Here is a 24,658-nt window from a genome sequence, read left to right as displayed (position 1 = left end):
TTTCTCAATGTGAGACACTGTCACTGTCGAAATTTCTAACAGGCAAAAACAAAAATAGTTATTAATAGACACGGTTTAAACAGTTCCAATTCATTTTAAGCTGGTTCGATAAAATCGAAAAGCTATGGGTTAATTCCAAACAACCCGGGCGTTTTAACTGGCCCAGATCTAACATTTTTGAATAACAGAACCAAAGCATATCATCTGCATTTTCTGGATCGGCATTTTTAGATTTAGCATACTGACACGCCGGAATATCTAAGTTTGCCCAGTTGTCTGTTAAACAAGCCCAGTCGTGGCGGCCCGATCCATCACCACGCAAGCAGCGTAGTGCTGGCGTTCCGTTGATAGGTTGAACTTCGCCACGGCATTTATTTAAAAAATCACGGTATTCGCTTTGCGCAATCTTTTGTTTTGCAGCTTCAGGTAACACTAAATCTTTTTGCTCTTTAAAAATTTCACATAATTGATCGGCACTAACGTAATCAATTTGTTTTGATAAAATGCCCGCCACAATCTTTAAAACCGCATTGGTGTGGGTTTCTGCGGGGATAACTTGAAAACGTTTTAAAAAATTTAACGATTTTAATTGAATCGCTGACAAACCTTGAGCCGTTTTAATAATTTCAATGAATGTTGTTTCTAAACGCGTGCGAATTGCTGGTTCATTAAAAATAACTTGTGATAATGAACTATTTAACTGTTGGCGCGTGATAAAATCCCAATATTTTCTGATTGAAGCTTGTGAAGATAAAATGTTTTTCCAGGCGTTCTGCGCAGCAAAAGGATCAGAAGTTAAAGCGCCTTTTAAGTTTTCATCAACGGCGATTTGTGTGGGGTTAACCACTCGCATATTGTGTTTTGCAAACTGAGTTTTAATAGCTTTAGCACCAACTCCGGTCGACATTTTTTCTTCTTGAGTTGAATTGTTAAAAGCTTTTTGTAATAGCGGAGCAGCTTGCGCGCCCACTGGGCCTGTTGAATCAAAACCTGCGATCATTTTTGAATTCATAAAAACCTGAGTCATGATTTCGCCCATCGATTGGCCGAAATTTAAATAACGGGCTGAAGCCACATTTTCTGCTAAATTTAGAGGGAAACCATCATTCACCAACACACGCAAATACTGATCGATCGTTCGATGATCTTTAATTTTTGAAGCTAAAGTATTACAACCCATTAAGTACACCGCTTCGGCATCAAGGATGTTTCCGCAACTGCGATTTTCACGCGCTGAAATCATATCTTGCACTGAAAGGGTTGAAGCTTTTCCACCTTCGCCGAAAAATAATCCGCCAAAGTGACCTGACATTAACAAAATGTCGCATTTGATTTGTGAATTGCAGGCGCTTTGAAACCAGCGTGGATCTTTACTTTCAGGGGTTAATTCGACGATGTCGTAACCTAGCGGAGACAGGTTTTTAGTGAAAATCGCACGTTCGTTTTCAGAATTGAAGGTCATCGTGCAAACAGTCTTAGCTTGAGCGGTCGCTACAAAACTTAGCAAAATAGCTAATAAAGTAACCAATTTGAAATTTGTTTTCATGCGACGTCCTCAACCAGCGTGTGACTTAGCGAAAAAGTCGCCACCGCGAGAGTCATTTTAGGGGTTCTGACGTCGCAAAACTGGAAACAAAATCTACAAAGTAACAATCTTGATGCGCCCCCAAAATAATATGCTCTGACCAGGAGTGTTAATCACTGCTCCCAGAGGGGAATTCAGTTAAACCCAACAATGGCTGGGTCCCATACGATTGACTCTTTAATGAATTCCGCTAGGTCCGGAAGGAAGCAACGGTGTTTAAAGAGCTTTGCGATATGGGGTGCCCAGCTCTTTTTTTGAGGGATACCTTTTGTCATATCAAGTTTTTGCCCGCAAATATCGACCGCAATCGTTCGACCAACTGGTTGGACAAAGTCATATTTCGCAAACTTTGATTAACGCCCTAAAAACTGGTCGTGTACCGCACGCGATTTTATTTACCGGTCTTCGCGGAACTGGAAAAACAACTTCAGCGCGTATCTTAGCTAAAACATTACGTTGTGAAAACCCTGTGAACTTTGCTCCGTGCAATGTTTGTAATTCGTGTGTTGAAGCGACTAAAGGTTCTGCTGTTGATATTATCGAAATCGATGGTGCTTCAAACAACGGTGTCGATGCCATTCGTGATCTTCGCGACAACGTGATGTTCATGCCGACATCAGGTAAATACAAAATTTTTATTATCGACGAAGTTCACATGTTATCGACTTCGGCGTTTAATGCTTTACTTAAAACTTTAGAAGAACCACCGGCTCACGTGATCTTCATGATGGCGACAACTGAGGTTCATAAAATTCCTCAGACTATTCTTTCTCGTTGCCAACGTTTTGATTTACGCCGCATTCCTTTCAAACAATTAACAGGTTTGCTTAAAAAAATCTGTGATCTTGAAAATATCGAAGCTGACGAAAAAGCTTTATGGCTAATCGCCCGCCAAGGGGATGGTTCGGCCCGTGATTCTTTAAGCTTGTTAGATCAAGTTGTGAATTTCACAACGGGTAAATTATCTGAACAAAACGTAGCTGGAGTTTTAGGTTTAACTGACCGTGGCTTAATTTACGATGTGTTTGCTCATCTGATTGAACGTAACCCAAAAGCCATCATCGCTGATCTTGAAAAAGCTCACACGATGGGAACAAGCCCTTCATTATTTTTTGAAGAGCTTATTCAGTTATTACGTCACACAATTGTGTTAAAAACAGCTCCTGAAAATGAGTCGTTAATTGATTTACCGATCGAAGAGTCGCAAGTTTTAAAAGAATTTGCCAAATCGCAGTCAGATTCTGATCTGCACATGCTTTTTGATATGGCGTTAAAATCATTATCGGATTTAGTGCGCGCCACTGACCCGTTTATGGTTTTTGAAGTTTGTTTACTTCGTATGGCGCAAGCGCCAAGAATTTCTGATATTCAAAATTTACTTTCGGGCGTTCAAGTAGCCGCACCACAGGTGGTGGGGGCCCCAAAGTTTCAAGGACTCCCTAAATCAGAGTCCACGCCTCAGCCTGCCGCTAAACCTGAACCGGTGAAAGTGGTAAAACCTTCTCTTAATTCTGAAGGTTGGATGAAGTTTGTAACTTACCTTAAACAAGAAAATGCATTCTTAGCGGCGAAGTTAGATAATATCGTATTCGCTGGCCTAAATGAGAAGCATTTAACCCTGCAAGCCGCTGCTCAATTTTCGTTTTTAGCTGATCAAATGAGTCAGGCAGAAACTCACCAAAAATTACAAGGTTTTATTGATTCGTTCTTTGGAGAGGGCTACACTTTTACTGTTGTTAAAGCAAAAGTTGCTTCAGGGGATTCTGCCAAAAGCATGAACCAAAAAATCGAAAAAGAAACTGAAGACAAAATAACAACTGAGATTATGCAAGACCCACGCGTGCAAGCGGCACAACGAGTCTTCAAAGCTCAAGCAAAAATTATTTCGAACAAGGAGTAACTCTATGAAGGGTTTTGGCGGAATGAACGGCATGGCTGGCTTAATGAAACAAGCTAACCAAATGCAAATGAAAATGAAAAAGCTTCAAGAAGAATTAGCAACTCGTGAATTCACTGGCACAGCTGGTGGTGGCGCAGTAACTGCTAAAGTTAACGGCGAAAACAAAATCTTAGCGTTAACAATCAATCCTGATGTTATCAAATCTGGCGATGCTGAAATGTTACAAGACTTAGTCACTGCAGCAGTTAACGACGCTTTAAAAACTGCCAAAGATGAATCTTCAAAAGAGATGTCTAAAATCACTGGCGGCATGAATATTCCAGGAATGTTCTAGTCGATGTTACATATCCCCGCTTTGGAAAAATTAGTACACGAGCTTTCACGGCTCCCAGGCGTTGGCCCTAAGACGGCACAACGTTTGGCGTTCTATATTTTAAAAAGCAAAGAATCTTACCCAGAAAAATTATCTGAGGCTTTAATGCGCGTTCAAACTGAAGTGCATTCTTGCCCAGAGTGTTTTAACTACACAGACCGCGAACTTTGCAAATTCTGCGAAGACGCTCACCGTGGTAATGATTCAATCTGTTTGGTTGAAGAACCTTCAGATATTTTTCGTATCGAATCTTCTGGCGCATTCCGCGGCCGTTACCATGTTCTTCACGGTGTTATTTCGCCGTTAGAAGGCATCACAGCAAAAGATTTAAAAATTCAAGAGCTAGTGAACAAGATCCAAAAAGGTCTTGATGGTGAAGGCCCTGAAATCAAAGAAATTATCTTAGCGTTAGATGCAGACCTTGAAGGCGATACAACAGCTTTATACCTTGCTAAAATCTTACAAGGTAAAGGCGTTAAACTTTCTCGTATTGCGCATGGAATTCCATTAGGTGCTGATATTGATTTCGTTGATGACCGCACTATGGGCCGCGCTTTAGAGAACAGGATTGAACTCTAAATGTCTTTATTTAATTACAACGCTAAAGAAATTCACTGCAAGATTGTTTATTACGGTCCATCATTGGGCGGTAAAACAACAAACATCCAATGGATGTACCAATCTTTAGCGCAAGACCAAAAATCAAAGTTAATGGCTTTAAACACTGAAGTTGAACGTACTTTGTTATTTGATTTTTTACCGCTGGATATCGGTGAAATTCGTGGTTTTAAAACACGATTTCATGTTTACAGCGTTCCAGGACAAATTGTTTACGATGCTACCCGCAAGCTTATCTTACAAGGCATTGATGGTATTATCTTCGTGGCCGACTCACAGGCTGACCGTTTAGATGAAAACCTACAAGCTCTTGATAATTTAGAGAAAAATCTGATCCAGCAAGGGTACGACATCAAAGACATTCCTTTAATTTTACAGTATAATAAACGTGATCTTCCAACGGCGTTACCCATCAGTGAACTTCGCAAACATTTAAATCGTTTTAACGCTCAGGAAATCGAAGCTTGTGCCTTTGAAGGTAAAGGTGTACTTGAAAGCTTCAAGATGATGTCGAAGTCGATTATTCAAACTCTTAAGGGCGGAGCAACGGTTTAGTCTTTGGACGACGTTACCATCCTTGGCAGAGCTTCTGACGGCTTCCTGCCGTCAGACCGATTGATTAGGGAAATACAGCCGATATGAACGATGCTCAGTTAATTTTAGAGATTAATAAATTAAAAAAAGAAAAAGACGTAGCTCTTTTAGCTCACTATTACGAAGATGGCGTGATTCAAGATCTTGCCGATTACGTGGGTGATAGCTTCTATCTTTCTAAAATGGGCCAGCAAGTACTCAATAAAAACATTCTTTTAGCCGGCGTTGTTTTCATGGCTGAAAGCGTGAAGATTTTAAATCCAGAAAAAACTGTTTTAGTTCCTGATACTGAAGCGAGCTGTTCTCTTGTTGAAGGGGCACCTTATGAAAAGTATCTAGCTTGGCGCAGACAGTACCCTGATGCGATTTGCGTAACGTACATCAACTCTTCAGCTGAAGTGAAATCAATCTCTGATGTGATTATTACTTCAAGCAATGCTAAACAAATCGTTGAATCAATTCCTAAAGACCGCCGCATTTTATTCGGACCAGATCAACATTTAGGTAAATGGTTATCAAAACAATTAAACCGTGAATTCATCTTATGGCCAGGCGCTTGTCAGGTTCATATTTTATTCAATGCTGGCCGCTTAAAAGCTTTAATCGATGAAAATCAAGACGCTTTAGTGATCGCTCATCCTGAGTGTGACGACGAAATTTTAAAACACGCGACAGTGATCGGTTCAACTTCTCGTTTATTAGAAGAAGTTGAAAAGAATAAATCTTATAAGAAATTTATCGTAGCGACTGAAACAGGTATCTTTCACCAGATGCAGAAACTTCGCCCTGATGCTGAATTAATTCAAGCACCGGTGGTTGATGAAAACTGTATGTGTAATGACTGTCCGTTTATGAAGATGAATAACTTAGAAAAAATTCATCGCGCTCTTTTAACTTTCAAACCAGAAGTTAAACTTGATGAGGCGTTAAGAAATAAAGCTTACGCCTCTTTAGATCGCATGATGAAAATCACAAGCAACAAACCTGTAGAATGGCCTGCGCAGTTTAATGGGTAATCATCCTTCGTTTACCGATCTATTTAATCAATTTGCGGCGTTTGTTGAACGCGACAGCAAGCTTATGGCCTCAGGCTTAATCTTAGAAGAGTTCAGCTCTAAAAACCCCGTGCACCGTTTGAATATTCGTATGGGTATTGTTGAAAGTAATGTTTTAACAAAAGAAGAAAACGATTCTCTTTTAGATTTAAATAAACGTCCAAAAACCAAGGATTGGAATTTTTCAATTTCACACTCTGATAAAGTGGGCGGCTATATTCAGTCAGATCAAATCTTAGGAATGGATATCGAACGCAGTGAACGTGTTCAACGCCGAATTATCCAACGTGTATCTAGCGAAAAAGAAATGGCTGAAGCTCCAGGCCCTGATTACTTGTGGACAGCTAAAGAAGCTGTCTTTAAAGCCCTATCACTTGAAGTGATGTCACAAGCCGTTGTCGGCCAATGGCAACCAACGTCGTTTGAAAATACCTTCAAATTTCAGGCGATAGCGCCAAATGGTCTCAAGTTGAAACACAATTTGGGCTATTCACAGCGTATTTTGGATCACAATTGGACGATCTTTTTTTTCTAGTAGACCTTTAAATTTTTTTTAACATTCCGGCCCTAAACCTACGTCCAGTATCCCCCGATGAGTTCTTTAGATAGTTCATTAAGCGGAGGATACACACTATGGGTGCATCACAAAGAAAAATCAGACAGGCCCCTCGCAAAGAGATTGTTCCATTAACATTGGACGCTTTTTCTTCGATGGAAAGTTTAGAGAAGATTGCGAAGTATGGTGAGATCATTGAAGCTTCGGCATCAGGGATTCTAATTAACTTCAAGCGTGAAGACTTTATTAAAAAAGAATTACGCTCGAATTTAAATTTAGATGCTCTAGTTGGCCACAAGGTATTTTTCACGATTCATGAAATGGATCTTGAAATTTCAGGCACTGTAGCGCGCACAAAGTTCTTAGGTAAAAAGGGTTTCCAAGTAGCTGTAGATTACAGTACGGATGCTCCTGAATACTGGCGCGAATGCTTGATTGATTTACTTCCTAATTCATAAGTCACGGCGAAGCCGTGCTAATGAGTTAACGACGCTGGGCTGTAAAGCTCAGTAAACTTAGGAAGGCCTTGCTCACTGACAAGCACCACCGAATAATGCGGTGGTAAGAACCAAGAAATAGCTTCGGCAATACCTGCGTGTTCGTTCTCTGGAGGATTACCAAGTGATTCCAGAGAAAATGCTAAATCGTAGTTTTTTTCATCCGGTGAAATCATTAAAATTTTCGGATTAAAAACTGTCTGGTCATTGAAAAAATCTTTTAAAACTTTACGAACGTATAAAGGCAAGTACTGCTCAGTCGGAACACCGCTGTAGATTTTGTCGTTGCTGTATTCAACTTTTCCAGAAGCTTGCGCTAAATCAGGGCGCATAAAAAATCCAGTTTCAATGAATGACCAAATCATACCATACGAAAAAACGTAATCAGGGTATGGTTCGCGTTGTGGGTTAACCACTAAGCCCATGCCTTTTTGCGATAACCACTTCATGATTTTTTGCGAAGATTCAATGTGGTCACCGTTAAATTGAGTTTTATTATTTGCTGTTAATGTTTGGCACATTAAGTACGGCCAACCATCTGGTCCTTGTTGGGGATCATTCGAAATTAATCCGACTTCGACTTCAGAGAACAACTTAAAAAATTTTTCGTCCCAGTTGAAATTGCGATCTTGTTCTTTAACTTTTAAGTGGTCTTGTAAGCTCACACGTATCCTTTGAGATTTCTATTTAACAACGTTCTGTACAATATACAAAGTTCTGAAACCTTGCCAGCGAACAGTGTCGCCTTGCTTAGTTTGAGCCACTGAGCCATTGCGATTTACTTTCGGAACTAAGCCTTTGCCAGCCTTTTGCACATAAGAAAATAAAACCGGAGCGTGGTTTGGATGCATTCTTATGCAACCACCAGAAGCGCGGCCACCAAGTTTGCTTTCAGTTCCTGCTGGTGCTTGGTGCGTGGCAATTCCTGATTCAAAAAATACCGCGTACGGCATCCAAGTTTGCCATAATTTAGAAAAGTAGTTTTCAACTAATTCTTCCACATCGAAATAACCAACTGGTGTTGTTGACCAGTAAGCACGTTGTGAACAGTGATCTTTTTTAGGTTCTTGGCCTGGGCCACAACCTTTTTCGTATTCTTCACGGCCTGAAGAAATTTTTGTAAGTAAAATGACTTTTTGATTTTCATAAACGCGTAAAGTTTGGCGGTCACTGCCTGAGTTAGCTTTGTTGATCACAATGACTAACTTAAATTCTTTTAACCACGGGTAAGTTTGAAAATCAGATTCACTAAATGGACGAGCTGTAAAATCAGCCGGTGCTGTGGCTGTATCAATTGCCGGATCCCACACTTGAGCTTGAGTCGTTAAGGCAAAAACGAAAGTCAAAATAAAGGCTTTAATCATGGCTCCCCCAGAGCTAAATCAAAGCCAAAAAATAAGAAATTCTAAGCCCAGAGGCAAACCGTAATTGCCTCTAAGAACCAGCTATTGAAGATTTTACAGATAAATACGCCCTTAAGACGTTAAGGGGCTCTTTTAAAACTTATAGATCACTGAAAAATTCGGGTAAATCATCGTTTTTGTGTTCGATTCCTGAGTCAAAGTCGTCGAATTTGTGATTTGTTCGTTGTACGAAGCCTGGTGATAAACAAGCTTCACACCAATATTTAATTTACTACCCACTTTAGGTAAATAGCCGAATTCACCTTTAAGAGAAGTTCCGCGCCATTCAGCTTCACCACCGGCACCAGAAAACTGGGCTTTCGCTAATAAATTGTAAGCTAAAGCTGCATACCAATTTTGTTCGCGACCAAATAAGTACGTAAATTTTGGACCCGTTTCAGTTGATGAGTAAGTTGTTTCACCTGATGGCGTATCATCACTCGTCGAAACACCTGAATAGTTCCAACCAATACTCCAAAGTTTGCGGCCTTCAGAATTCATTAAAACTGCAAAATCATAAATTGTGCGTGAATAAGTAAAATCACTTGTCGATGCTAAGTTATCGCTGAAATAAAATAATCCAAGCTCTGCAACCACGGCTTTAGCTGAAATCGAAGTTAATAAAACCGCACCAAATAAGAATGAAACAATTGATTTACCCATGACTTAATTCAATCAGATTAGTCAGGTTAGGCAAAGTCCAGCCCCAGGCCTTTGGTCGAAAAAAATGCCCCCCAGAAACCCTAGGGAGCTATAAAAAATAATTACGTAACGAATATTAAACTAACGAGACATTACCACTGGTAAATCGAGCATTTCTTGAATGCGGTCATGGTTAATGCGTGGATTGTTGTTGTTACAATCTACACTTGCCAATGGCACCCATAAAAAATCTGGATTACTTGAAGTCCATGAACCCGTTAAGCTTCCGTCAGAGGCTTCAGTTAAACGGTATGAATACGTACGTATGTAAGATGGCGCTTCACCCGGATCAGAACTTGGGGATTTATCGTATTTATGAATTCTCACTTTGGCCGTCACGGCATATGTTCTGGCTCCGGTTTGTTTGATTTTCATCGTGTAGCCAGAAATCACATGATTATCTACAGGCTCTAACTGTTTGTAATCGACAGCGATAGGTTTTTTCAGTGTGCCGATGTAGTAACGTAAAGTTTTGTGAAAGAGTGCGGCGCCAATATCACGCGGATTGCTGTTCGAACCGCGGTAACGATTACCGAAGAAAGCAATTTTCACGCAGTAATCAGTTTCAGCTAACAAACCTTTTTGATCTGAAACTGAAAAAGTCGTATTCGATTGGTCATCATATTTTGAAGCACTTGGCTCTGCACGTAACACTGAACTTGCGGCCCAGCCATTACAGTGGCCTTCCCAGTTAATGCCGTGATAACGATGGCGTGAATTTTCCCAAGCTTGTGATCCTGGATTAGATCCTGTTCTGGCTTTAACGAAACGATCGTATTTCGCCATCGGAGAATTTGAACCGTTTGATAAACGACGGCCATTGTAAGCCCACCAGTAACCGCGCCAAGGTTTGATGTCAGACTCTTCAGTGATTTCACCCGTATCCATTTCTAAAGATTCTAAATCAACTATCTTTTCTACTGGGGCAGTTGACGTGGATAACACGCGAAGTGTTTCATTCGCAGAGCTCATTAGCTGCTGATCTAAATATTGCGGCACTTCGGCTTTCATGTGTTTAGGTTCATTATAAGGAATCGAAAAAGGATTAAAGTCTTTCGCCAACACTTTATGAACAGAGCGCACACCTTGTTTTAAAGAGCCGTGAGTCATCACGCCATCGGGGTCCATCGTGAAGGCTAACTCAGGCACAACTTTTTCAGCGTCCACATTAAAAACATAAAGAGTTCCCATCGGAGAACTAAGTTGTTGGTAACACCAAGTTTCTTTCGTTTCGACAACGGCCGCATCAGCCTCAGGCCCTTCAGGCACCGTAAAACTATAACAAGCTGGTTGTGCATCGGCGAAAACATGAGCGGAATAAAACGAAGCTATAATGACAACAAATCTTTTAATAAATTTGAACATAGAGGCACTCCATCAAATGTGGTTAGGTGTAATACCTCAATATGAGCAAGCACAGGGCCACGATAAAACGCCGCCAAACAATGGTTTTGTTGGTAAAAATGCCCGAATGCTGGGGGCTTGGTCAGGCAGATTGCCTTACAAAATTTCCGCTTAAACTAAACCGCGGCGAATAGCTTCGCGTGTGGCTTCAGCACGGTTTGAAACATGCAATTTTTGATAGATCACTTTCACATAACTTGCCACAGTCTGCGCACTTAATCCCATTGTGCCAGCAGCTTCGGCTACAGTTAAACCACGCGCTAAGTGAGTGAGCGTTTCTCTTTCACGCGTTGTTAATTCAGTTTTTACCGTGCTGTTTTTTTCAGGCTGGCGGAAGTACTCAATCAAACGCGTAGCAATCGATGGCGATAATGGCGGTTCATTATGTAAAATGCGTTTTAAAATGTCAGATAAAAAGGCTGGATCGTCTCTTTTTAACAAATACCCAACAGCACCAGCACTTAAAGCCTCGAAAAGGTATTTATCTTCTTCATAAATAGTGACTACGACAGCTTGAGCATGTGGTTCTTTTTCTTTAAGCAAACGAACCACATCTAAACCCGACCCGTCTGGTAAGCCCAGATCAACCAAAGCTAAGTAAAGTGGAGTTTTTTGACTCGTATTCGAGCGATCATGAAGCCATGTTTGAGCTTCTTTAACACTTTGAGTGCAATGCACCGAAATACCGGGAAAAGCCGCAGTTACAACATTTTTTAAAAATTGAGTTGTTCTATTGTCTTCGATGACAAGACAGATGCTTTGAGCAAATTCAGCTAGTGTTTTCAAGTATACTCTTTCTATCGACGACATACTAAATGCCGTTTATTTATCTTAGGAGTTTACTCTGAAAACCGTCACCCCCTGAATCGGGGGTCGGCGAATTTTTTAAAATAATTTTTATTTACTAAGTTATACCCTGAGGCAAAAATGTTAAGGTTTAAAGCGCTGACATGCCGGAACGATCTCAAGATCAGAAATATCTTGGCATTGCCCGTTAATTTCAACCGCCCACACCTTATCTAGTCCCACTAAACTTTCACAGTTTGTATTTCTATCAACGGCCGCTACTAACTCATCACCGCAAGAATCTGAGTGATAAAATTTAACAGCACGAGGAGAATTGATCGCTTTAAAAGCGATACAACTTTTCTTTAATGTCGTATCCGCTACATCTTTACATTGGTTACCAACCATGATGGCCCAAGCGCTCTTGCTTGAATCACTTAAAGTATCGCAGTTTGTGTATGACGAAAAAATACCTGATAAAGAGTCACCGCAAGAATCTGATCTATACACTTTAACCGCTTCAGTATTACCGGCGTTTTGATACATGCGACAAGCATTTTGTGCTGTTGTATCATCAATGTCTTGGCATTGACCATTTACACGAATAGCCCAAACTTTTTCTGTCAGTGAAAAACGATTACAGTCTGTCGTTGGATTTACAACACCAACTAGCTCACTACTGCATGAATCGCTACGAAAGAATTCTACGTTCTGACCCTGATGTGGTGGGTTTGTTGGTAAATTTAAAGCCTGTTGCAAATAGTTTTCAGCTTGCGCTAGTTTTTGACTGATATAACGAACGCGTTCTTTTTGCTGAGGCGTTGTCACTTCATTAAAAAGAATTTGTGTTTGGCTTTGCGCAGATTGCACTTCCATCAAACCACTTCTTACACGTGAATCATCGGCTGCTTGAACAGCGATTCCTGCAGTTAACATAGCTAATACTAACAATGACTTTTTCATAATCCCCCCCTGAGGCTCGTTGATTAAGTCACGCTAGTTCAGCTACTTTCACCTGTCATACGATAATATTCTGCGAAATCTCATTTTGAGACGATGACAATCTAACGGCTGTGTTAACATCTTTGACAGTCAAATCTAGTGTATTCGACCTAATCAAGGTTTTGGTTTTGCAAAATCAAAGGGTATGAAAAAACTTATCCGAAACTTAATCATGCCGGCGATCCTGTTATTTTCATTTTCTGCATCAGCATATGATGTGGATACTCACTTTTACGGAACCTACTCCATGGCCCGTTTTGCCGGAATCAAACATCCCGTAGCAGTTAAATTAGCCTTAGGTGCACAGTGGATGGATGAGGCTTATATTTCAGATCCACTAAGTATGATCGTTTTGCCTTTAACAGGTATTAAAAAACGTCGTCTATTACATTTTCCGGGTTCTCCATTAGCGAACAAACTAAGACCCGATGAACTTATGGGTAAGCTTGCGGGTTTATTAAAGAATGACCCATCTTCTGGTTTAACTTTAAATTCTTACACTGAAACTGAAGCCGACCATGAATTTGCCACTGAACTTTTCACTGAAGGTTTAATGGAAGGTAACTTAATGAAGATCTCTGCCGGTCTTCATACTTTAGAAGATTCATTTGCCCATGCAGGAACAATTGCTGAATTAGGTCATGCGCACTTCTGGCATCACCCGGATCGTCCTTTCGTTGATCAAGCTTCGGTTGAAAAATATTTTAAAATGGCGCGTTCAGTTTTAAAAGCTATGGTGGCTGTGCGTTCACTTTTACCTGAAGATCAAATTGATTATGAAATTGCGTTTTCTGAGCAAGGCCCAAATGCAAAATTAAACGGTGATCAATTAGCTGATTTATATCATCAAAATAAAATCATCCACGACACGATTTCTAGAAAAATTTTAAACGAGCCAACTTACGTTGATTTCGTATTAAAAGATATTTTCACACGCGCCCAAAAAATTGGTTACGTAAAAAGTGGTTATGAAACTTACTTAAAAAACTACACGGCCGGTCAAGATGCTTATGATGCAGCTGAAAGTATCGCGCAGTACTTACCACAAGATATGGTAAATATGCCGCAAGTTTTAAAAGACTTAGGCCGCCCTGTAAATCTTAATGCTTACTACGTCGTATCACTTGGCGGAGCTCAAGGTTTAATGACTAAAGTTGTTCACGGCATGTTAAATGGTGTGGTTCCGCGGGCTTTAAATGAATATCACCGCTTTGAAAAAGAAGAAGACGGTGCTATCTGGGATAAAGAAATGTCATTACGCGTATCGAACATGCGCCAAATGGTTTTCACGATTTACAAAAAAGATCTTTATTTCGTTAAAAATAACACAGGTTCTAAAGAAGGTTACATCTTAGAAATTACTAAGAACCCTAAAGCGAATACACCAATGCCTAAATCTAACGGCCAAACTGAAGCTGTAACTTATACGTTAAATGAAAAATATGAATTTAACAGAATGATTTTTGGTTTCTTATTTCCGAAATTAAATGCTTCATTAGGCAGCCTTGATGAGTTTAATGCCATGATGCAAGTGTTTCATGATCCAGCTAAAGATAAATTAACAATCGGTAACCTTTGGGAAAAAGGTGTTGCGATTTTTAATACCGTAACTTCAGTTAATGATATTCCTGGTAAAATCAAATTAGCGATTGAAGATTTAGAACATTCGCGCATCGTACCTAATGAGTACAACCGATACTATGCAGTTCCTTACTTATTACGTTCGCAAATTTCTAAAGGTAACTTTAAGCCTATCAAACTTTAAACTTCAAAAAAATCACACAAGATCGCCATAGTGACTTCAGGTTCTGAAGGGGTGATCTTGGTGCGCCACTGTCTAATCACTTTAAGCATTTCTTCTTTTAATTTATCGGCATCATCCTGAGACATCGTAAATACCGATGTGTACCTAAGATCACCTTCATTGCGATGGGGAATATTGCTCACTGATTTTAAACGCCAGTTCGAATGATTCACCATTGTCATATATGATTCATCCGGTAAGTGCGCTGAGCCCGTGACATACACCCATTTATCGCCATCACTTTTGACTAAACCGTAACTAGCCAGTGTTTTTAAAACGCTTGAGACTTCTCCAACAGTTAATCGTAATTTTTCGGCTATGGTCATTGCTGTTTGATCTTCAATACTTGTTGAAACGTGAACGGCCGCATAGATCCAGTTACTGTGGTAAACCAGCTCTACGTCTTTGGCGTATTCTTCATCCGCGTGAAGTCTTTTAGTTAAATTGGCTCTTTGTTTTCTCAGCTGGCTTAACTTTTTTTCAAAGTAGCGTTTATTTTTCACGGAGGCGGCCTTGGCGTAAAGGATCAAAGTGACCAAATATTCTTTCTCTTGATCATCAAGACCCAGAAACGTTGAAAGATTTAAGGCGTGGTCAGTAGTTAAATCAGCATTAGCTGTTAACACCTGTGAAAGATACGACGGCTGGCAACTGGCTTCACGCGCTAAGCGGGCTTGGTAACCGCGAACTTCTTCGTTAGTTCTAACTAATTGCTTTAGATACTCTTTGTAATCATCAAACTTAAATAAATCGCTCATGAGGGGTGTTTTATATCGTTTATTTTAAATAATCAAATTCAATTATTTTGATTATTTAATTCATACTGCAGGAATTTTAGCTTTTTGCTAAAAGATCGGCTACAAGGAGAACCAATTATGAAACTAACTATGATCGTAACATTAATGACCCTATTATCTTCAATGGCTTTTGCAGGCCCTATTTCATCTGGCGGCGATGAAAAAGCTCGTGAGTTTAACTGTTACTCACCAGCTCACATCGACGAACTTTTTGAAATTCGCGTGCGTGATGTTGCTGGTACAATCGCCGAAGTGTCTTTATGGACTATGGGTGCAGAAGGTAACTTAGAAAAACGTTCAGCAGTTAACGCCAACGTTAACTTAAACCCTCAAGTAGATGCTTACCAACTTGATCACACAGATATCAATGAACAATTAGTTGTGAGCGTATTACCAATTGAAGGTCTTGGGATTTTTTCTGGCCAATTTCCAGAAACTAACTTCCGTAAAGACGCGATTCAAATGTCTTGCGTTGAAATCAAATAGTTTTTTAAAGCCTGAGTTACCCCTTCAGGCTTTTTTTATTTTATAATTCAGTTTCGTGATCGATCACACCGGCGATTTGCGTTTTATCTTCTTTCGGAAGATTTGCAATCACCCCTTTAGGCAGGGCTTTTCCGGCTTTTAAGTATTTTGTTTTAATGTGCGGGTTATAAAGACGTAGCTTTTGTTTATCGTTACCGAAGTACGTTAATAATTCTTTATACGGCATTGGTTTTACAACCTTTACCGCCCGAATCTGTAACTCTTGGTATTTAAAAACTGGCTCTGGAAAAAATAAATTAGCATGTGATTCAACATACAGCGCTGCTAAGTAAGTAGCGTAAAAATTTCTTGAAGCAAAACCAAAACTTTTACTCGATCCTACGTTATCCACTAAGTACGCGATGTCGTTTGATTTGTATTTTTTAACGATCTTACTCATGCTACCCACCCCGTGGTTATAGCCAGTCACCGCCAGGGGCCATGATTTTAAAATCTGGTAATTCTCTTTAAAGATTTTAGCCGCCAGCTTTGTCGCGTAGATCGGGTGATTTCTTAAGTCTTGTGCGTCTGAAATATATTTAAACTTTTTTGATACCCGCGGCATGATTTGCCAAAGGCCACTGGCCCCAACACGTGATTCGGCAAAAATATTAAATGAGCTTTCAACAAACACCACACGTGTTAATTCTTTGGGAATCTTCTCCTGTTCAAAGATTTTTTCCATTTGTGGTAAGTAATAGCCTGAAACTTTAATCGCCTGCTCCATACGATCTTTTAAACCCATTTGCAGACGAATCTTTTTTACATCAATCTTATAACGACCCGCTAATAACTTTTTCTGACGACGAATTAGAATCTCAGCTTCAAGCTGACGGCGCACTGGCGACCACTTGGGGTTTGCGTAAACTTGGCTGAGGTCAAAATCCCCAAGAATGCGATCGGTATCACCGGCTACGTGAAATACCCCTTGTTGGGTCGTGTACTTGGTATAAATCTGAATCCAGAAGTCGACAGATTTTTTAAGCCCTTCAGGCACTTTAAACGTATCTGCGTTGTAACCGATGGCTTGATAGGTATTCCAGTTCGGCGGAATCCACATCGCCAGGTTTTCTTTATCAACAACTTGTTGAGCAAAGCTTGAAATCGAAAAAGAAAATAGTGAAGCAAATAGAATAAGTTTCATACGATTCTTATCGGCTTTTTGTTTTCAAAATTTCACGACTTTTTAACTGTCTCTTTCTGGGATATTCAAGCTTCAAATTGATTCAATTTGTTAAACAAACCGTATACTAATCTTCGTAGACGCGTGTGAAACAAGAAAAACGGTGATGTACGCCGCTTTCATAAACGTCTACGCGGATGTTGTCATTATTAGTGCCAAAGACGCCTTTAGGAAAAACCAAAACTGATTCGTTAGAGGCTTCAACTAACTTGTAGTAGATGCCGTCTTCTTTTTCTTCAATTTTTTCGATGTGGTAAAGTTGGTGAACATCTGTTTCAGCACCCAATGTAACAAACAATGTGCCTTGTTCTAACGTTGGCAAGTTCACAACGCTGTATAACTCTTTATCTAAATCAGAACACTGCGTGTATTGGCGAGCCATGCCTGTTGTAGAAATTAATAATCCGAAAAATAAAATCATCATTTTCATAAGAACCCTCTCCTTGTTTAAATTGTCAGAGGTTATGGGCCTGAAAGCCGCACGAGTCAACGAAACCACGGCTACACCCAAAAATGAAAGCCAACTGAATTTTTATGCGCATATTATTCATAAACTCTATGCGCATAATATTCATCAAGTTAAATCACTGGGGAAAAGCGGAACATCATTCACGAAATTTTCACAGCATATAAAAAGCATTTGCTTTGCTTGCACAAAATAAATATGAACAACGCCAACACTAAGGAGATCGTAAAATGAAAAGTTTATTCGTGGTTTTATTCATGTTCGCTAGTTCAATGGCTTACGCGCAATCTTACTCATGTAATGTTCGCATCGGGTACGCCTGCCAAGAAGATTTCTTTTTTGCTGGTGTATTTTCACGCCAAGTGATGTGCGTTGCTTACGGTGAAGAAATTGTAAGTATCGATGAAGCTGAACAAGAAAAAATCTTTGCCTCGAAAAATTCTTGCGAAGATATTTCAGTCACTGAATCAGAATGCTCTATCACACGTAACTTTAGCGAGAAATTTTGTGCTGAAACTGGTGGTGATTACAATTACCTAGATAAATCGTGTCTTCACTGTAAAAATCAGTAATTGCCGTTTGCTACCGACCCGCGCTAACCTATAAGTGATGAAGAAGTATGACTTTATTATTGTAGGTTCAGGGTTTGGTGGCTCAGTGAGCGCCATGCGCTTAACGCAAAAAGGTTATAAAGTCTTAGTTCTAGAAAAAGGCAAAAAATATAAACCGCAAGACTTTGCCAAAACGAATTGGAATCTTCGTAAATTTGTTTGGGCTCCGCTAATAAGATGTTTTGGTATTCAACAAATTACCTTATTGAATAAAATTATGATTTTACACGGCGTTGGTGTTGGCGGCGGAAGCCTTGTCTATGCCAATACCCTAATGCAGCCCGAAGATTCAGTGTTATCTGAGTCAATATGGCCACGGCAATTTACCGCCAATAAAAATCATTTCTATCAACTTGCCAGAAAAATGCTGGGTGTAACTGAAAATAAAATTGTGACAGAAGCTGATAAAAAAATGCAGCTTCTGGGTGAACGCCTTGGTGTAAAAGATTCTTTTCATTTAACCCAAGTCGGTGTGAACTTTGAATCTGAAGGTATTGATCCTTACTTTGCAGGCCACGGTCCTGTTAGACAAGCCTGCACGGGCTGTGGTGCCTGCATGATCGGTTGTCGCGTTGGAGCCAAGAACACTTTAGATAAAAACTATTTATATTTTGCCGAAAAATGGGGTTGTGAAATTACTCCTGAAACCACTGTCGATAAAATTATTCCTCTGAATAACGGTGGCTATCAGATTATCACGCATCGTTCGACATCATTTTTAAAAAAATCCAAAACGTATACGGCAGAGCATGTGATTTTAGCTGCTGGAGTTATCGGAACTTTAAAAATTCTTTTTTCTAATAAATTTAAACACCAAACACTTCCGCATATTTCAGAGGAACTTGGCGTTGATGTACGCACCAACGGCGAAAGCTTATGTGGCGCAACAGCACTTAACGATGACATTGATTATTCAGCCGGAATTGCCATTGGCTCGGCTATTCACCCCGATGCTTATACAAAAATTGAACCTGTTCGCTACCCACAAGGGTCAGACTTAATGCGCCTCTTAGCGGTGCCACTCACGGGAGATGGCTCAAGATTCACACGCCCGTTAAAGCTCTTGGGAAATATTTTTCTTAAATTTATTCCTTTTTCAAAATTGTATTTTTCAAAAGACTGGGCCCGCCGGACAATTATTCTTTTAGTCATGCAAACTCTCGAAGAAAAAATCACGATTAAATATAAACGATCTGTTTTTTCGCTTTTTCAAAAAAGTTTGGTTTGCGAGGATAAAGATAAATCCATCAAATCCTACTTACCTGTCGCTCAGCAAGCCTCAACTGAATTAGCCGATATCATGCAGGGGGTTCCCCAAAACGTAATCTCTGAAGTGCTGTTAGCCACACCTGCTACAGCTCATATTCTTGGAGGCTGTCGATTTGGTTCAGTGATTAACGATCAACATGAAGTGATCGGTCATAAAAATCTCTATGTGATTGATGGCAGTGTTATCCCAGTGAATTTGGGCGTGAATCCTAGCTTAACAATCACCGCACTTGCCGAGAGCTTTGTGAATCAGTTTCCAGCTTCTCACAATGAAAGCGATGAACGACAAATTCGATTTACTTAATAAGAGCCCAGAAACGAAAAAACCCGCTTGTTAGCGGGTTTCATCTATCAAAACAAAATGTGAGAAATGGTAGGGAATGCCGGATTCGAACCGACGACATCCACCTTGTAAGGGTGGCGCTCTACCAACTGAGCTAATTCCCTGTCGTCTTGATTGGGCTATAGATATATATAAGCTATAGCCCGCGTTCAACAAAAAAATTCAATTACTTGCGTTTTCTGCAGTAGAAGTCTGTCGAATTTGTAATCTTTTTCAGCAACATGTTCGACTGTTCTGCTTTAGATGGATCCGCAGTCATATCATCTTCGCCTTCGCTATCTAAAGTGATAACTGAAGCCGCTAAAACCGACTGTCCACAAAGGTTTTTGTCCATTTGAAGAGCAGCTGTATCAAACATCGCTAACTTCATCATGTACGTTTGGCCTTCTTTATCAGTTAAAGTTAAACGAACTACGTTTTTCTCAGCCGCAGTCACAATGCCCACGCCCTTCATAATAGGACCGTTACATTGATTACGAGACATGACATCTACGCTTAAGTGTTTCGCGTTTTGATCTTGGCGAACTACACGCATACGCATAACTTGGTCTGGAGAATCAGAAACTTTCCATAAACCTTGGATTGTATTCCATGGGAATGGCTGAGCTACTGACCATGGAAAGCCATCAATCGGTCCACCCTGTTTGTTTAAGCCACAAGATGGATTTTCTGCTGCTGCTAATTGTTGTTCGGCTACTGGCCCGAAGAATCTAGCTTGCGCTAAAACCCCTGCTAGTACCACCGCTAAAATTAAAGCTACTTGTTTCACGAGATTCTCCCCTCTTGAGCAATCTGTTCACTAACTTTGATTGATTTATTTAAGAAATAACCGTTCTTAGATCTAAAAATATATTTAGGACGATCGTAATCTGGTTCGATCATTTTTCTAAGACGCTTAATCGTTACATAGATTTTATTGTCGTGCACAGCTGGATCGTATTCTTGCTTCCAGATGTGTTCTACTAAATATTCTTTTGAAAACACTTCACCTTGTTTAGAGATGAATAGTTTTAAAAGATCTAATAAGATAAATTGGTTTTTGAAATCAATTGTTCCCAATTGTTTTTCTTTAACCATGTGGTTATCAAAATCAAAAGAGATGTCGAAAACATCTTTTGTGCCCGAGCGGTAAGATTCAAGATACTTCGAAAGATGCGAAAGCATTTTTTTCGAGTTAACCGGATCCATACTTTTTAAGAATAAATCGAAATAAATTTTAGCAGCATCTTTTTGGCCTAATTCAAATAAGCACATACCGATATTACCGATAATTGATAACGAGCCATTTAGTTTTTTCGCTGACTTGGTAACTTCGTACGCTTGCCAGTAAAGATCTAAAGCTTGGTCGTATTTTTTTAACTCGAATAAGATATTTGCATTCGCTGATAACACTAATGATTTTAAATCAGCGTTTTCAATGAACTGCATGAAAATATTTAAGTTATAAATTTCTTTTAACGCTTCTTCGAACTTACGTTGGTGGCGGTAACAGATAGCGATACCTAAAATAGCGTTACAGATATCTTCTTTTTGATCCACTTTTAAAGCGTGTTCTAAAGCAATTTTAAAATACTCTAAACCGTTTTCGATTTGGCCTTTGTAAACAGCGGCGATACCGAATACGTAATATACGCGTGAATTTAATTGAATGTTTTCACGAATAACTGTGTCTTGCAGCTTTTCTTTATAAGCGGCTAATCGTTCGTACTCTTCACGTTCAGCATAAATACGTAAAATTTGCTGAGCGCTTTTCAGGTACATCTCGAAATTTTTCTCCGATAAGTAAGCGTCTGCGGCTTCAATCAAGTTGGGTAATGCTAGTTGATAATCACCACGATCGCAGTAGAGCTTACCTAATTCGTATACACGATCTGCGTTCATTATGTGTTAATCCTTTGTCAGTAATAAGTCAGGAAATGAATGAGATGCAAAGTACAGATTTTGTAAGATCAGGTCAACAAACTTACATCTAGTCGCTGAAATTTTGAAAATGGCGCCACTGCGAAAGGAAAACTTCCCCAAAAATTTCACGGTGTTATGTGACTTTTTAAGAACATTGCTTATAAACAGCGAATCAATGCCCGAATTGCGTGCATCGTCATTAAAAAACCATAAAAAAAGGGAGAGTTTTTAGCTCTCCCTTTAAGTTTTTAATTTTTGATATGTCGCTCCCGAAAAAGGGACGGCCTACCTAGTGCTGAGTGTGGACTTGTTGGCCTGTGTAGTTGGCTTTGATACCGAACTCACGCTCTGATTGAGCTTTAAATAACTCTTTAGGCGATTTGATGTCTAAAGCGTTGATTAAAACTTGGTCAACGTGGTCAACTAAGATCACTTTTAACTCTTTAAGAACTTCTTTTGGAATATCCTTAAGGTCTTTTTCGTTCTCTTTAGGGCAGATAATCATCTTAATACCACCACGGTGAGCAGCTAAGATTTTCTCTTTTAAACCACCGATCGCTAACACTTTACCACGTAACGAAACCTCACCTGTCATAGCCACTGTGCGCTTAACCGGGATTTTCGTGATCGCAGAAACAACCGAAGTTACTAACGCGATACCTGCTGAAGGACCATCTTTTGGAGTAGCGCCTTCTGGTAAATGGATATGGATATCGATGTTGGCGTAAAATTCTTTATCAAAACCGAATAAAGGTCCACGAGAACGTACGTAGCTCATCGCTGCTGTACAAGACTCTTTCATCACGTCACCTAATTGGCCGGTAACAGTGAATTTACCTTTACCTGGAACTGCAGAAACTTCGACTGCTAATAGATCGCCGCCCACTTCTGTCCAAGCCATACCATTTGTAAGACCGATCTCGTTTTGTTTTTCGATCTCACCGTGTTTAAGCTTGTGTGGTCCAAGTAATTCAACCAGTTTTTCTGATGTAATTACGTAGCCCGCATCTTTTTTAGCTGATTTAGTTTTCGCAGCAACTTTGCCTTTCGCAGCTTTTTTAGCTGGAGCAGCTTTTGTTGTCGCTCCGTCTTCAGTTTTTAAATCGTTGATCATGTTATTCATAACCACGTCTTTAGCTACTTTACGGAATACATTGGCAAACTCACGCTCTAAGTTACGCACTCCCGCTTCGCGAGTGTAGTAACGGATAACATCACGTACCGCTTTATCTTGCATAGTGATGTTCATATCTTTTAAGCCGTGATTAGCCATTTGTTTCGGAATTAAATAATTCTTAGCAATATGGAACTTCTCTTGCTCGATGTAACCATCTAAGTAAATGATTTCCATACGATCAAGTAACGGACGAGGAACTGTTCCTAAGTTATTTGCCGTAGCTACGAACATCACATTTGATAAATCGTATTCTAACTCAAGATAGTGATCCGCAAACGTTGAGTTTTGCTCTGGATCTAAAACTTCTAACATCGCTGACGCTGGGTCACCGCGGAAGTCATTCGCCATTTTATCGATTTCGTCTAGTAATAAAACCGGATTACCTTTATCTACTTTACGCAACGCTTGAAGGATTTTACCTGGCATCGCACCTACGTAAGTTTTTCTGTGACCGCGAATCTCAGCTTCATCACGCACGCCACCTAAAGAGATACGCGCAAATGGTCTGTTAAGAGATTCAGCGATAGATCTAGCTAAAGATGTTTTACCTACGCCCGGAGGACCCGCTAAACAAATGATAGGTCCACGCATGTTTTTAGATAAACTTAAAACAGCAAGGTATTCTAAGATACGGTCTTTAACTTTTTCTAAGCCCCAGTGATCTTCATCTAAGATTTTCTTAGCGTTTTTCACGTCATGACGATCTTCTGAGTAGTCGTTCCAAGGTAATGATAAAACCCAGTCAATGTAATTTCTTACAACTGTAGCTTCAGCACTCATTGGAGACATAAGTTTAAGTTTTTTAATTTCTTTATTAACTTTATCTTTGGCCTCTTGAGGCATTTTTTTGTCTTTACACTTTTGTGCAAGATCTTCTAACTCAGCTTGGTAATCATCTTTTTCACCAAGTTCTTTTTGAATGGCTTGCATTTGCTCATTCAAATAGTATTCCTTCTGAGATTTTTCCATTTGTTTCTTAACACGTGTACGGATTTTCTTTTCTACTTCTAGAATTTCAATCTCGCCCGTCATTAAGTTTAATAAATTTTCTAAACGTTTAGATGGATCTAAGATTTCTAAAACATTTTGTTTATCTTCAAGTTTAAGATTTAGCTGAGCCACGATGATGTCAGCTAATTCACCTGGATTTTCAATGCTCGATACGCGCATTAAAATTTCAGGTGGAATACGTTTGTTTAATTTAACGTAAGTTTCAAAAGTTGATTTAACTGATCTAACTAGAGCCGACGCCTCAGTTGGATTTTCAACTTCTTCATCAATGACTTCACAGTTAACTACGAAGAAACCATCATTTGGTACGAAACCTTTAATGCGGGCTCTGCGTTTACCTTCAACTAATACTTTTACTGTACCGTCTGGTAAACGTAAAAGTTGGATAATTGAACCGACAGTACCGATTTGATAGATATCTTTTTCTTCAGGGTTATTCGTTTTAGCATCTTTTTGCGCTGCTAAAATGATATCGGTTTGTTTACTCATAGCATCTTCTAGAGCATTGATGCTTTTTTCACGACCTACGAATAACGGCATCATCATATGTGGAAAGATGATGAGATCACGTAGAGGAAGTAAGGGTAGTTGTTGAGTGTCGGCTGTATTTTTGTTCGCCATTGAGTGAACTCCTTCCTTGAATAAAACCAGTAAATTCATTTTACCAGTTTTTTGTTCCCGATTCTCCGAATCAGGGACCAGAGGTTGCTTTGAGACAACTGTTCCGGTCAGTCAGGTTAATTCCATTTTCGCTATAAAGTTAATTATATTGAATTAGATTCCCCTGCCTTATCTATTATTCTAGGGAGCGCTTTTAAAAAAACAATGCCTTTTTCGTTATTGTAGAAATAAAAAAATCTTTGGGTCTAGAAGTCAAAATTACACGATTGGCTGTCTGACAATTTACAGCTCAATTTGATACATAACTAGACACTGTTTACACCAAACCCCATATATTCGTTTTAACACGGTTACTATCTTGCTTTATGTCACAACAAACAGGTGGTACGTGATGTTAAATAAACTTGTAAACAAAACTATTCTTTTGTCTTTTGTAGCTTCGTCTATGGTGGCGAATTCTGTTTATGGCGCCAA

The 24,658-nt window shown here is 39.6% G+C and carries 24 protein-coding genes, 1 tRNA gene and 1 other RNA gene; 12 read left to right on the top strand and 14 right to left on the bottom strand.

Annotated elements, in window-relative coordinates; all coding sequences use genetic code 11:
* Positions 1 to 61: 61 nt before the first annotated feature.
* On the bottom strand, positions 62 to 1,546 hold the full coding sequence (locus ACKWCF_RS00990) for a hypothetical protein (RefSeq protein ID WP_409478822.1): 1,485 nt from the start codon (positions 1,544 to 1,546) through the stop codon (positions 62 to 64).
* Positions 1,547 to 1,737: 191 nt separating this feature from the next.
* Here ACKWCF_RS00990 and ffs point away from each other — a divergent pair.
* The 8 genes from ffs to ACKWCF_RS00950 all read left to right on the top strand — a co-directional run bounded on the left by ffs (position 1,738) and on the right by ACKWCF_RS00950 (position 7,139).
* An RNA gene (ffs, locus tag ACKWCF_RS00985) (signal recognition particle sRNA small type) lies at positions 1,738 to 1,836 on the top strand.
* Between the two features lie 17 nt (positions 1,837 to 1,853).
* Complete coding sequence (gene dnaX / locus ACKWCF_RS00980) at positions 1,854 to 3,485, top strand: DNA polymerase III subunit gamma/tau (RefSeq protein ID WP_409478821.1); 1,632 nt, start codon at positions 1,854 to 1,856, stop codon at positions 3,483 to 3,485.
* A gap of 4 nt (positions 3,486 to 3,489) precedes the next feature.
* Positions 3,490 to 3,819 carry a YbaB/EbfC family nucleoid-associated protein gene (locus ACKWCF_RS00975; protein ID WP_409478820.1) on the top strand — a complete coding sequence of 110 codons (330 nt, stop codon included), beginning with the start codon at positions 3,490 to 3,492 and terminating at the stop codon, positions 3,817 to 3,819.
* Positions 3,820 to 3,840: 21 nt separating this feature from the next.
* Positions 3,841 to 4,437: a recombination mediator RecR gene (gene recR / locus ACKWCF_RS00970; RefSeq protein ID WP_409478819.1), complete on the top strand. Its 597-nt coding sequence runs from the start codon at positions 3,841 to 3,843 to the stop codon at positions 4,435 to 4,437.
* On the top strand, positions 4,438 to 5,031 hold the full coding sequence (locus ACKWCF_RS00965) for a GTP-binding protein (protein WP_409478818.1): 594 nt from the start codon (positions 4,438 to 4,440) through the stop codon (positions 5,029 to 5,031). It abuts the gene before it with no gap.
* Positions 5,032 to 5,114: 83 nt separating this feature from the next.
* Positions 5,115 to 6,086, top strand: coding sequence for a quinolinate synthase NadA (gene nadA, locus ACKWCF_RS00960; RefSeq protein ID WP_409478817.1), 972 nt, complete (start codon positions 5,115 to 5,117; stop codon positions 6,084 to 6,086).
* A complete protein-coding gene (locus ACKWCF_RS00955) occupies positions 6,079 to 6,660 on the top strand; it encodes a 4'-phosphopantetheinyl transferase superfamily protein (RefSeq protein ID WP_409478816.1) in 582 nt (193 codons plus the stop codon). The genes nadA and ACKWCF_RS00955 overlap by 8 nt, the downstream gene beginning before the upstream one ends.
* 98 nt (positions 6,661 to 6,758) lie before the next feature.
* On the top strand, positions 6,759 to 7,139 hold the full coding sequence (locus ACKWCF_RS00950; RefSeq protein ID WP_409478815.1) for a hypothetical protein: 381 nt from the start codon (positions 6,759 to 6,761) through the stop codon (positions 7,137 to 7,139).
* Positions 7,140 to 7,156: 17 nt separating this feature from the next.
* Here the strand turns inward: ACKWCF_RS00950 and ACKWCF_RS00945 are convergent, their stop codons facing one another.
* From ACKWCF_RS00945 to ACKWCF_RS00920, 6 genes are all read right to left on the bottom strand, one after another.
* Positions 7,157 to 7,843: a hypothetical protein gene (locus ACKWCF_RS00945; RefSeq protein WP_409478814.1), complete on the bottom strand. Its 687-nt coding sequence runs from the start codon at positions 7,841 to 7,843 to the stop codon at positions 7,157 to 7,159.
* A gap of 18 nt (positions 7,844 to 7,861) precedes the next feature.
* Positions 7,862 to 8,542, bottom strand: a complete 681-nt coding sequence (locus ACKWCF_RS00940; RefSeq protein ID WP_409478813.1) for a L,D-transpeptidase — start codon at positions 8,540 to 8,542, stop codon at positions 7,862 to 7,864.
* 132 nt (positions 8,543 to 8,674) lie between these two features.
* On the bottom strand, positions 8,675 to 9,244 hold the full coding sequence (locus ACKWCF_RS00935) for a hypothetical protein (RefSeq protein WP_409478812.1): 570 nt from the start codon (positions 9,242 to 9,244) through the stop codon (positions 8,675 to 8,677).
* 120 nt (positions 9,245 to 9,364) lie between these two features.
* Positions 9,365 to 10,648: a hypothetical protein gene (locus tag ACKWCF_RS00930; RefSeq protein WP_409478811.1), complete on the bottom strand. Its 1,284-nt coding sequence runs from the start codon at positions 10,646 to 10,648 to the stop codon at positions 9,365 to 9,367.
* 150 nt (positions 10,649 to 10,798) lie between these two features.
* Positions 10,799 to 11,473: a LuxR C-terminal-related transcriptional regulator gene (locus ACKWCF_RS00925; RefSeq protein ID WP_409478810.1), complete on the bottom strand. Its 675-nt coding sequence runs from the start codon at positions 11,471 to 11,473 to the stop codon at positions 10,799 to 10,801.
* A gap of 144 nt (positions 11,474 to 11,617) precedes the next feature.
* Positions 11,618 to 12,436, bottom strand: coding sequence for a hypothetical protein (locus ACKWCF_RS00920; RefSeq protein WP_409478809.1), 819 nt, complete (start codon positions 12,434 to 12,436; stop codon positions 11,618 to 11,620).
* A 184-nt stretch (positions 12,437 to 12,620) separates the two neighbouring features.
* Here ACKWCF_RS00920 and ACKWCF_RS00915 point away from each other — a divergent pair, with 184 nt between their 5' ends.
* The gene (locus ACKWCF_RS00915) at positions 12,621 to 14,240 is read left to right on the top strand and encodes a hypothetical protein (protein ID WP_409478808.1); all 1,620 of its coding nucleotides are present in this window, start codon (positions 12,621 to 12,623) and stop codon (positions 14,238 to 14,240) included.
* On the opposite strand, the gene ACKWCF_RS00910 is transcribed toward ACKWCF_RS00915, so the two are convergent.
* Entirely contained in the window at positions 14,237 to 15,037 is an 801-nt protein-coding gene (locus ACKWCF_RS00910; RefSeq protein ID WP_409478807.1) for a TIGR02147 family protein, read from the bottom strand. The genes ACKWCF_RS00915 and ACKWCF_RS00910 overlap by 4 nt on opposite strands.
* Positions 15,038 to 15,154: 117 nt before the next feature.
* Between ACKWCF_RS00910 and ACKWCF_RS00905 the strand changes: the two genes are divergently transcribed.
* Positions 15,155 to 15,562: a hypothetical protein gene (locus tag ACKWCF_RS00905; protein ID WP_409478806.1), complete on the top strand. Its 408-nt coding sequence runs from the start codon at positions 15,155 to 15,157 to the stop codon at positions 15,560 to 15,562.
* A 40-nt stretch (positions 15,563 to 15,602) separates the two neighbouring features.
* On the opposite strand, the gene ACKWCF_RS00900 is transcribed toward ACKWCF_RS00905, so the two are convergent.
* Positions 15,603 to 16,745, bottom strand: a complete 1,143-nt coding sequence (locus ACKWCF_RS00900; RefSeq protein ID WP_409478805.1) for a transglycosylase SLT domain-containing protein — start codon at positions 16,743 to 16,745, stop codon at positions 15,603 to 15,605.
* A gap of 106 nt (positions 16,746 to 16,851) precedes the next feature.
* Complete coding sequence (locus ACKWCF_RS00895) at positions 16,852 to 17,214, bottom strand: hypothetical protein (RefSeq protein ID WP_409478804.1); 363 nt, start codon at positions 17,212 to 17,214, stop codon at positions 16,852 to 16,854.
* A gap of 266 nt (positions 17,215 to 17,480) precedes the next feature.
* Here ACKWCF_RS00895 and ACKWCF_RS00890 point away from each other — a divergent pair, with 266 nt between their 5' ends.
* Together ACKWCF_RS00890 and ACKWCF_RS00885 are read left to right on the top strand one after the other, a co-directional pair.
* Entirely contained in the window at positions 17,481 to 17,822 is a 342-nt protein-coding gene (locus ACKWCF_RS00890; RefSeq protein ID WP_409478803.1) for a hypothetical protein, read from the top strand.
* 37 nt (positions 17,823 to 17,859) lie between these two features.
* Positions 17,860 to 19,434: a GMC oxidoreductase gene (locus tag ACKWCF_RS00885; RefSeq protein ID WP_409478802.1), complete on the top strand. Its 1,575-nt coding sequence runs from the start codon at positions 17,860 to 17,862 to the stop codon at positions 19,432 to 19,434.
* A 67-nt stretch (positions 19,435 to 19,501) separates the two neighbouring features.
* Here ACKWCF_RS00885 and ACKWCF_RS00880 read toward each other — a convergent pair.
* The 4 genes from ACKWCF_RS00880 to lon form a co-directional block, all read right to left on the bottom strand.
* Positions 19,502 to 19,577, bottom strand: a tRNA-Val gene (locus tag ACKWCF_RS00880).
* A 62-nt stretch (positions 19,578 to 19,639) separates the two neighbouring features.
* Complete coding sequence (locus ACKWCF_RS00875) at positions 19,640 to 20,242, bottom strand: hypothetical protein (protein ID WP_409478801.1); 603 nt, start codon at positions 20,240 to 20,242, stop codon at positions 19,640 to 19,642.
* Positions 20,239 to 21,354: a winged helix-turn-helix domain-containing protein gene (locus ACKWCF_RS00870; protein WP_409478800.1), complete on the bottom strand. Its 1,116-nt coding sequence runs from the start codon at positions 21,352 to 21,354 to the stop codon at positions 20,239 to 20,241. Before ACKWCF_RS00870 ends, ACKWCF_RS00875 begins: the two co-directional genes overlap by 4 nt.
* 310 nt (positions 21,355 to 21,664) lie before the next feature.
* Positions 21,665 to 24,184, bottom strand: coding sequence for an endopeptidase La (lon, locus tag ACKWCF_RS00865; protein WP_409478799.1), 2,520 nt, complete (start codon positions 24,182 to 24,184; stop codon positions 21,665 to 21,667).
* Positions 24,185 to 24,658 lie beyond the last annotated feature (474 nt).

This window comes from Pseudobdellovibrio sp. HCB154 (assembly GCF_046267985.1).
Taxonomy (GTDB): Bacteria; Bdellovibrionota; Bdellovibrionia; order Bdellovibrionales; family Bdellovibrionaceae; genus Pseudobdellovibrio.
This window is presented reverse-complemented; position numbering and strand designations above follow the sequence as displayed.

Excerpts from the sequence above, each read along its gene's own strand:
- ACKWCF_RS00905 (WP_409478806.1), top strand. The coding sequence starts at position 15,155 with ATGAAACTAACTATGATCGTAACATTAATGACCCTATTATCTTCAATG.
- ACKWCF_RS00910 (WP_409478807.1), bottom strand. The coding sequence starts at position 15,037 with ATGAGCGATTTATTTAAGTTTGATGATTACAAAGAGTATCTAAAGCAA.
- ACKWCF_RS00965 (WP_409478818.1), top strand. The coding sequence starts at position 4,438 with ATGTCTTTATTTAATTACAACGCTAAAGAAATTCACTGCAAGATTGTT.
- ACKWCF_RS00920 (WP_409478809.1), bottom strand. The coding sequence starts at position 12,436 with ATGAAAAAGTCATTGTTAGTATTAGCTATGTTAACTGCAGGAATCGCT.
- ACKWCF_RS00895 (WP_409478804.1), bottom strand. The coding sequence starts at position 17,214 with ATGAAAATGATGATTTTATTTTTCGGATTATTAATTTCTACAACAGGC.
- lon (WP_409478799.1), bottom strand. The coding sequence starts at position 24,184 with ATGGCGAACAAAAATACAGCCGACACTCAACAACTACCCTTACTTCCT.
- ACKWCF_RS00940 (WP_409478813.1), bottom strand. The coding sequence starts at position 8,542 with ATGATTAAAGCCTTTATTTTGACTTTCGTTTTTGCCTTAACGACTCAA.
- ACKWCF_RS00885 (WP_409478802.1), top strand. The coding sequence starts at position 17,860 with ATGAAGAAGTATGACTTTATTATTGTAGGTTCAGGGTTTGGTGGCTCA.
- ACKWCF_RS00890 (WP_409478803.1), top strand. The coding sequence starts at position 17,481 with ATGAAAAGTTTATTCGTGGTTTTATTCATGTTCGCTAGTTCAATGGCT.
- nadA (WP_409478817.1), top strand. The coding sequence starts at position 5,115 with ATGAACGATGCTCAGTTAATTTTAGAGATTAATAAATTAAAAAAAGAA.
- ACKWCF_RS00950 (WP_409478815.1), top strand. The coding sequence starts at position 6,759 with ATGGGTGCATCACAAAGAAAAATCAGACAGGCCCCTCGCAAAGAGATT.
- ACKWCF_RS00975 (WP_409478820.1), top strand. The coding sequence starts at position 3,490 with ATGAAGGGTTTTGGCGGAATGAACGGCATGGCTGGCTTAATGAAACAA.
- ACKWCF_RS00870 (WP_409478800.1), bottom strand. The coding sequence starts at position 21,354 with ATGAACGCAGATCGTGTATACGAATTAGGTAAGCTCTACTGCGATCGT.
- ACKWCF_RS00900 (WP_409478805.1), bottom strand. The coding sequence starts at position 16,745 with ATGAAACTTATTCTATTTGCTTCACTATTTTCTTTTTCGATTTCAAGC.
- ACKWCF_RS00990 (WP_409478822.1), bottom strand. The coding sequence starts at position 1,546 with ATGAAAACAAATTTCAAATTGGTTACTTTATTAGCTATTTTGCTAAGT.
- ACKWCF_RS00915 (WP_409478808.1), top strand. The coding sequence starts at position 12,621 with ATGAAAAAACTTATCCGAAACTTAATCATGCCGGCGATCCTGTTATTT.
- ACKWCF_RS00930 (WP_409478811.1), bottom strand. The coding sequence starts at position 10,648 with ATGTTCAAATTTATTAAAAGATTTGTTGTCATTATAGCTTCGTTTTAT.
- ACKWCF_RS00935 (WP_409478812.1), bottom strand. The coding sequence starts at position 9,244 with ATGGGTAAATCAATTGTTTCATTCTTATTTGGTGCGGTTTTATTAACT.
- ACKWCF_RS00955 (WP_409478816.1), top strand. The coding sequence starts at position 6,079 with ATGGGTAATCATCCTTCGTTTACCGATCTATTTAATCAATTTGCGGCG.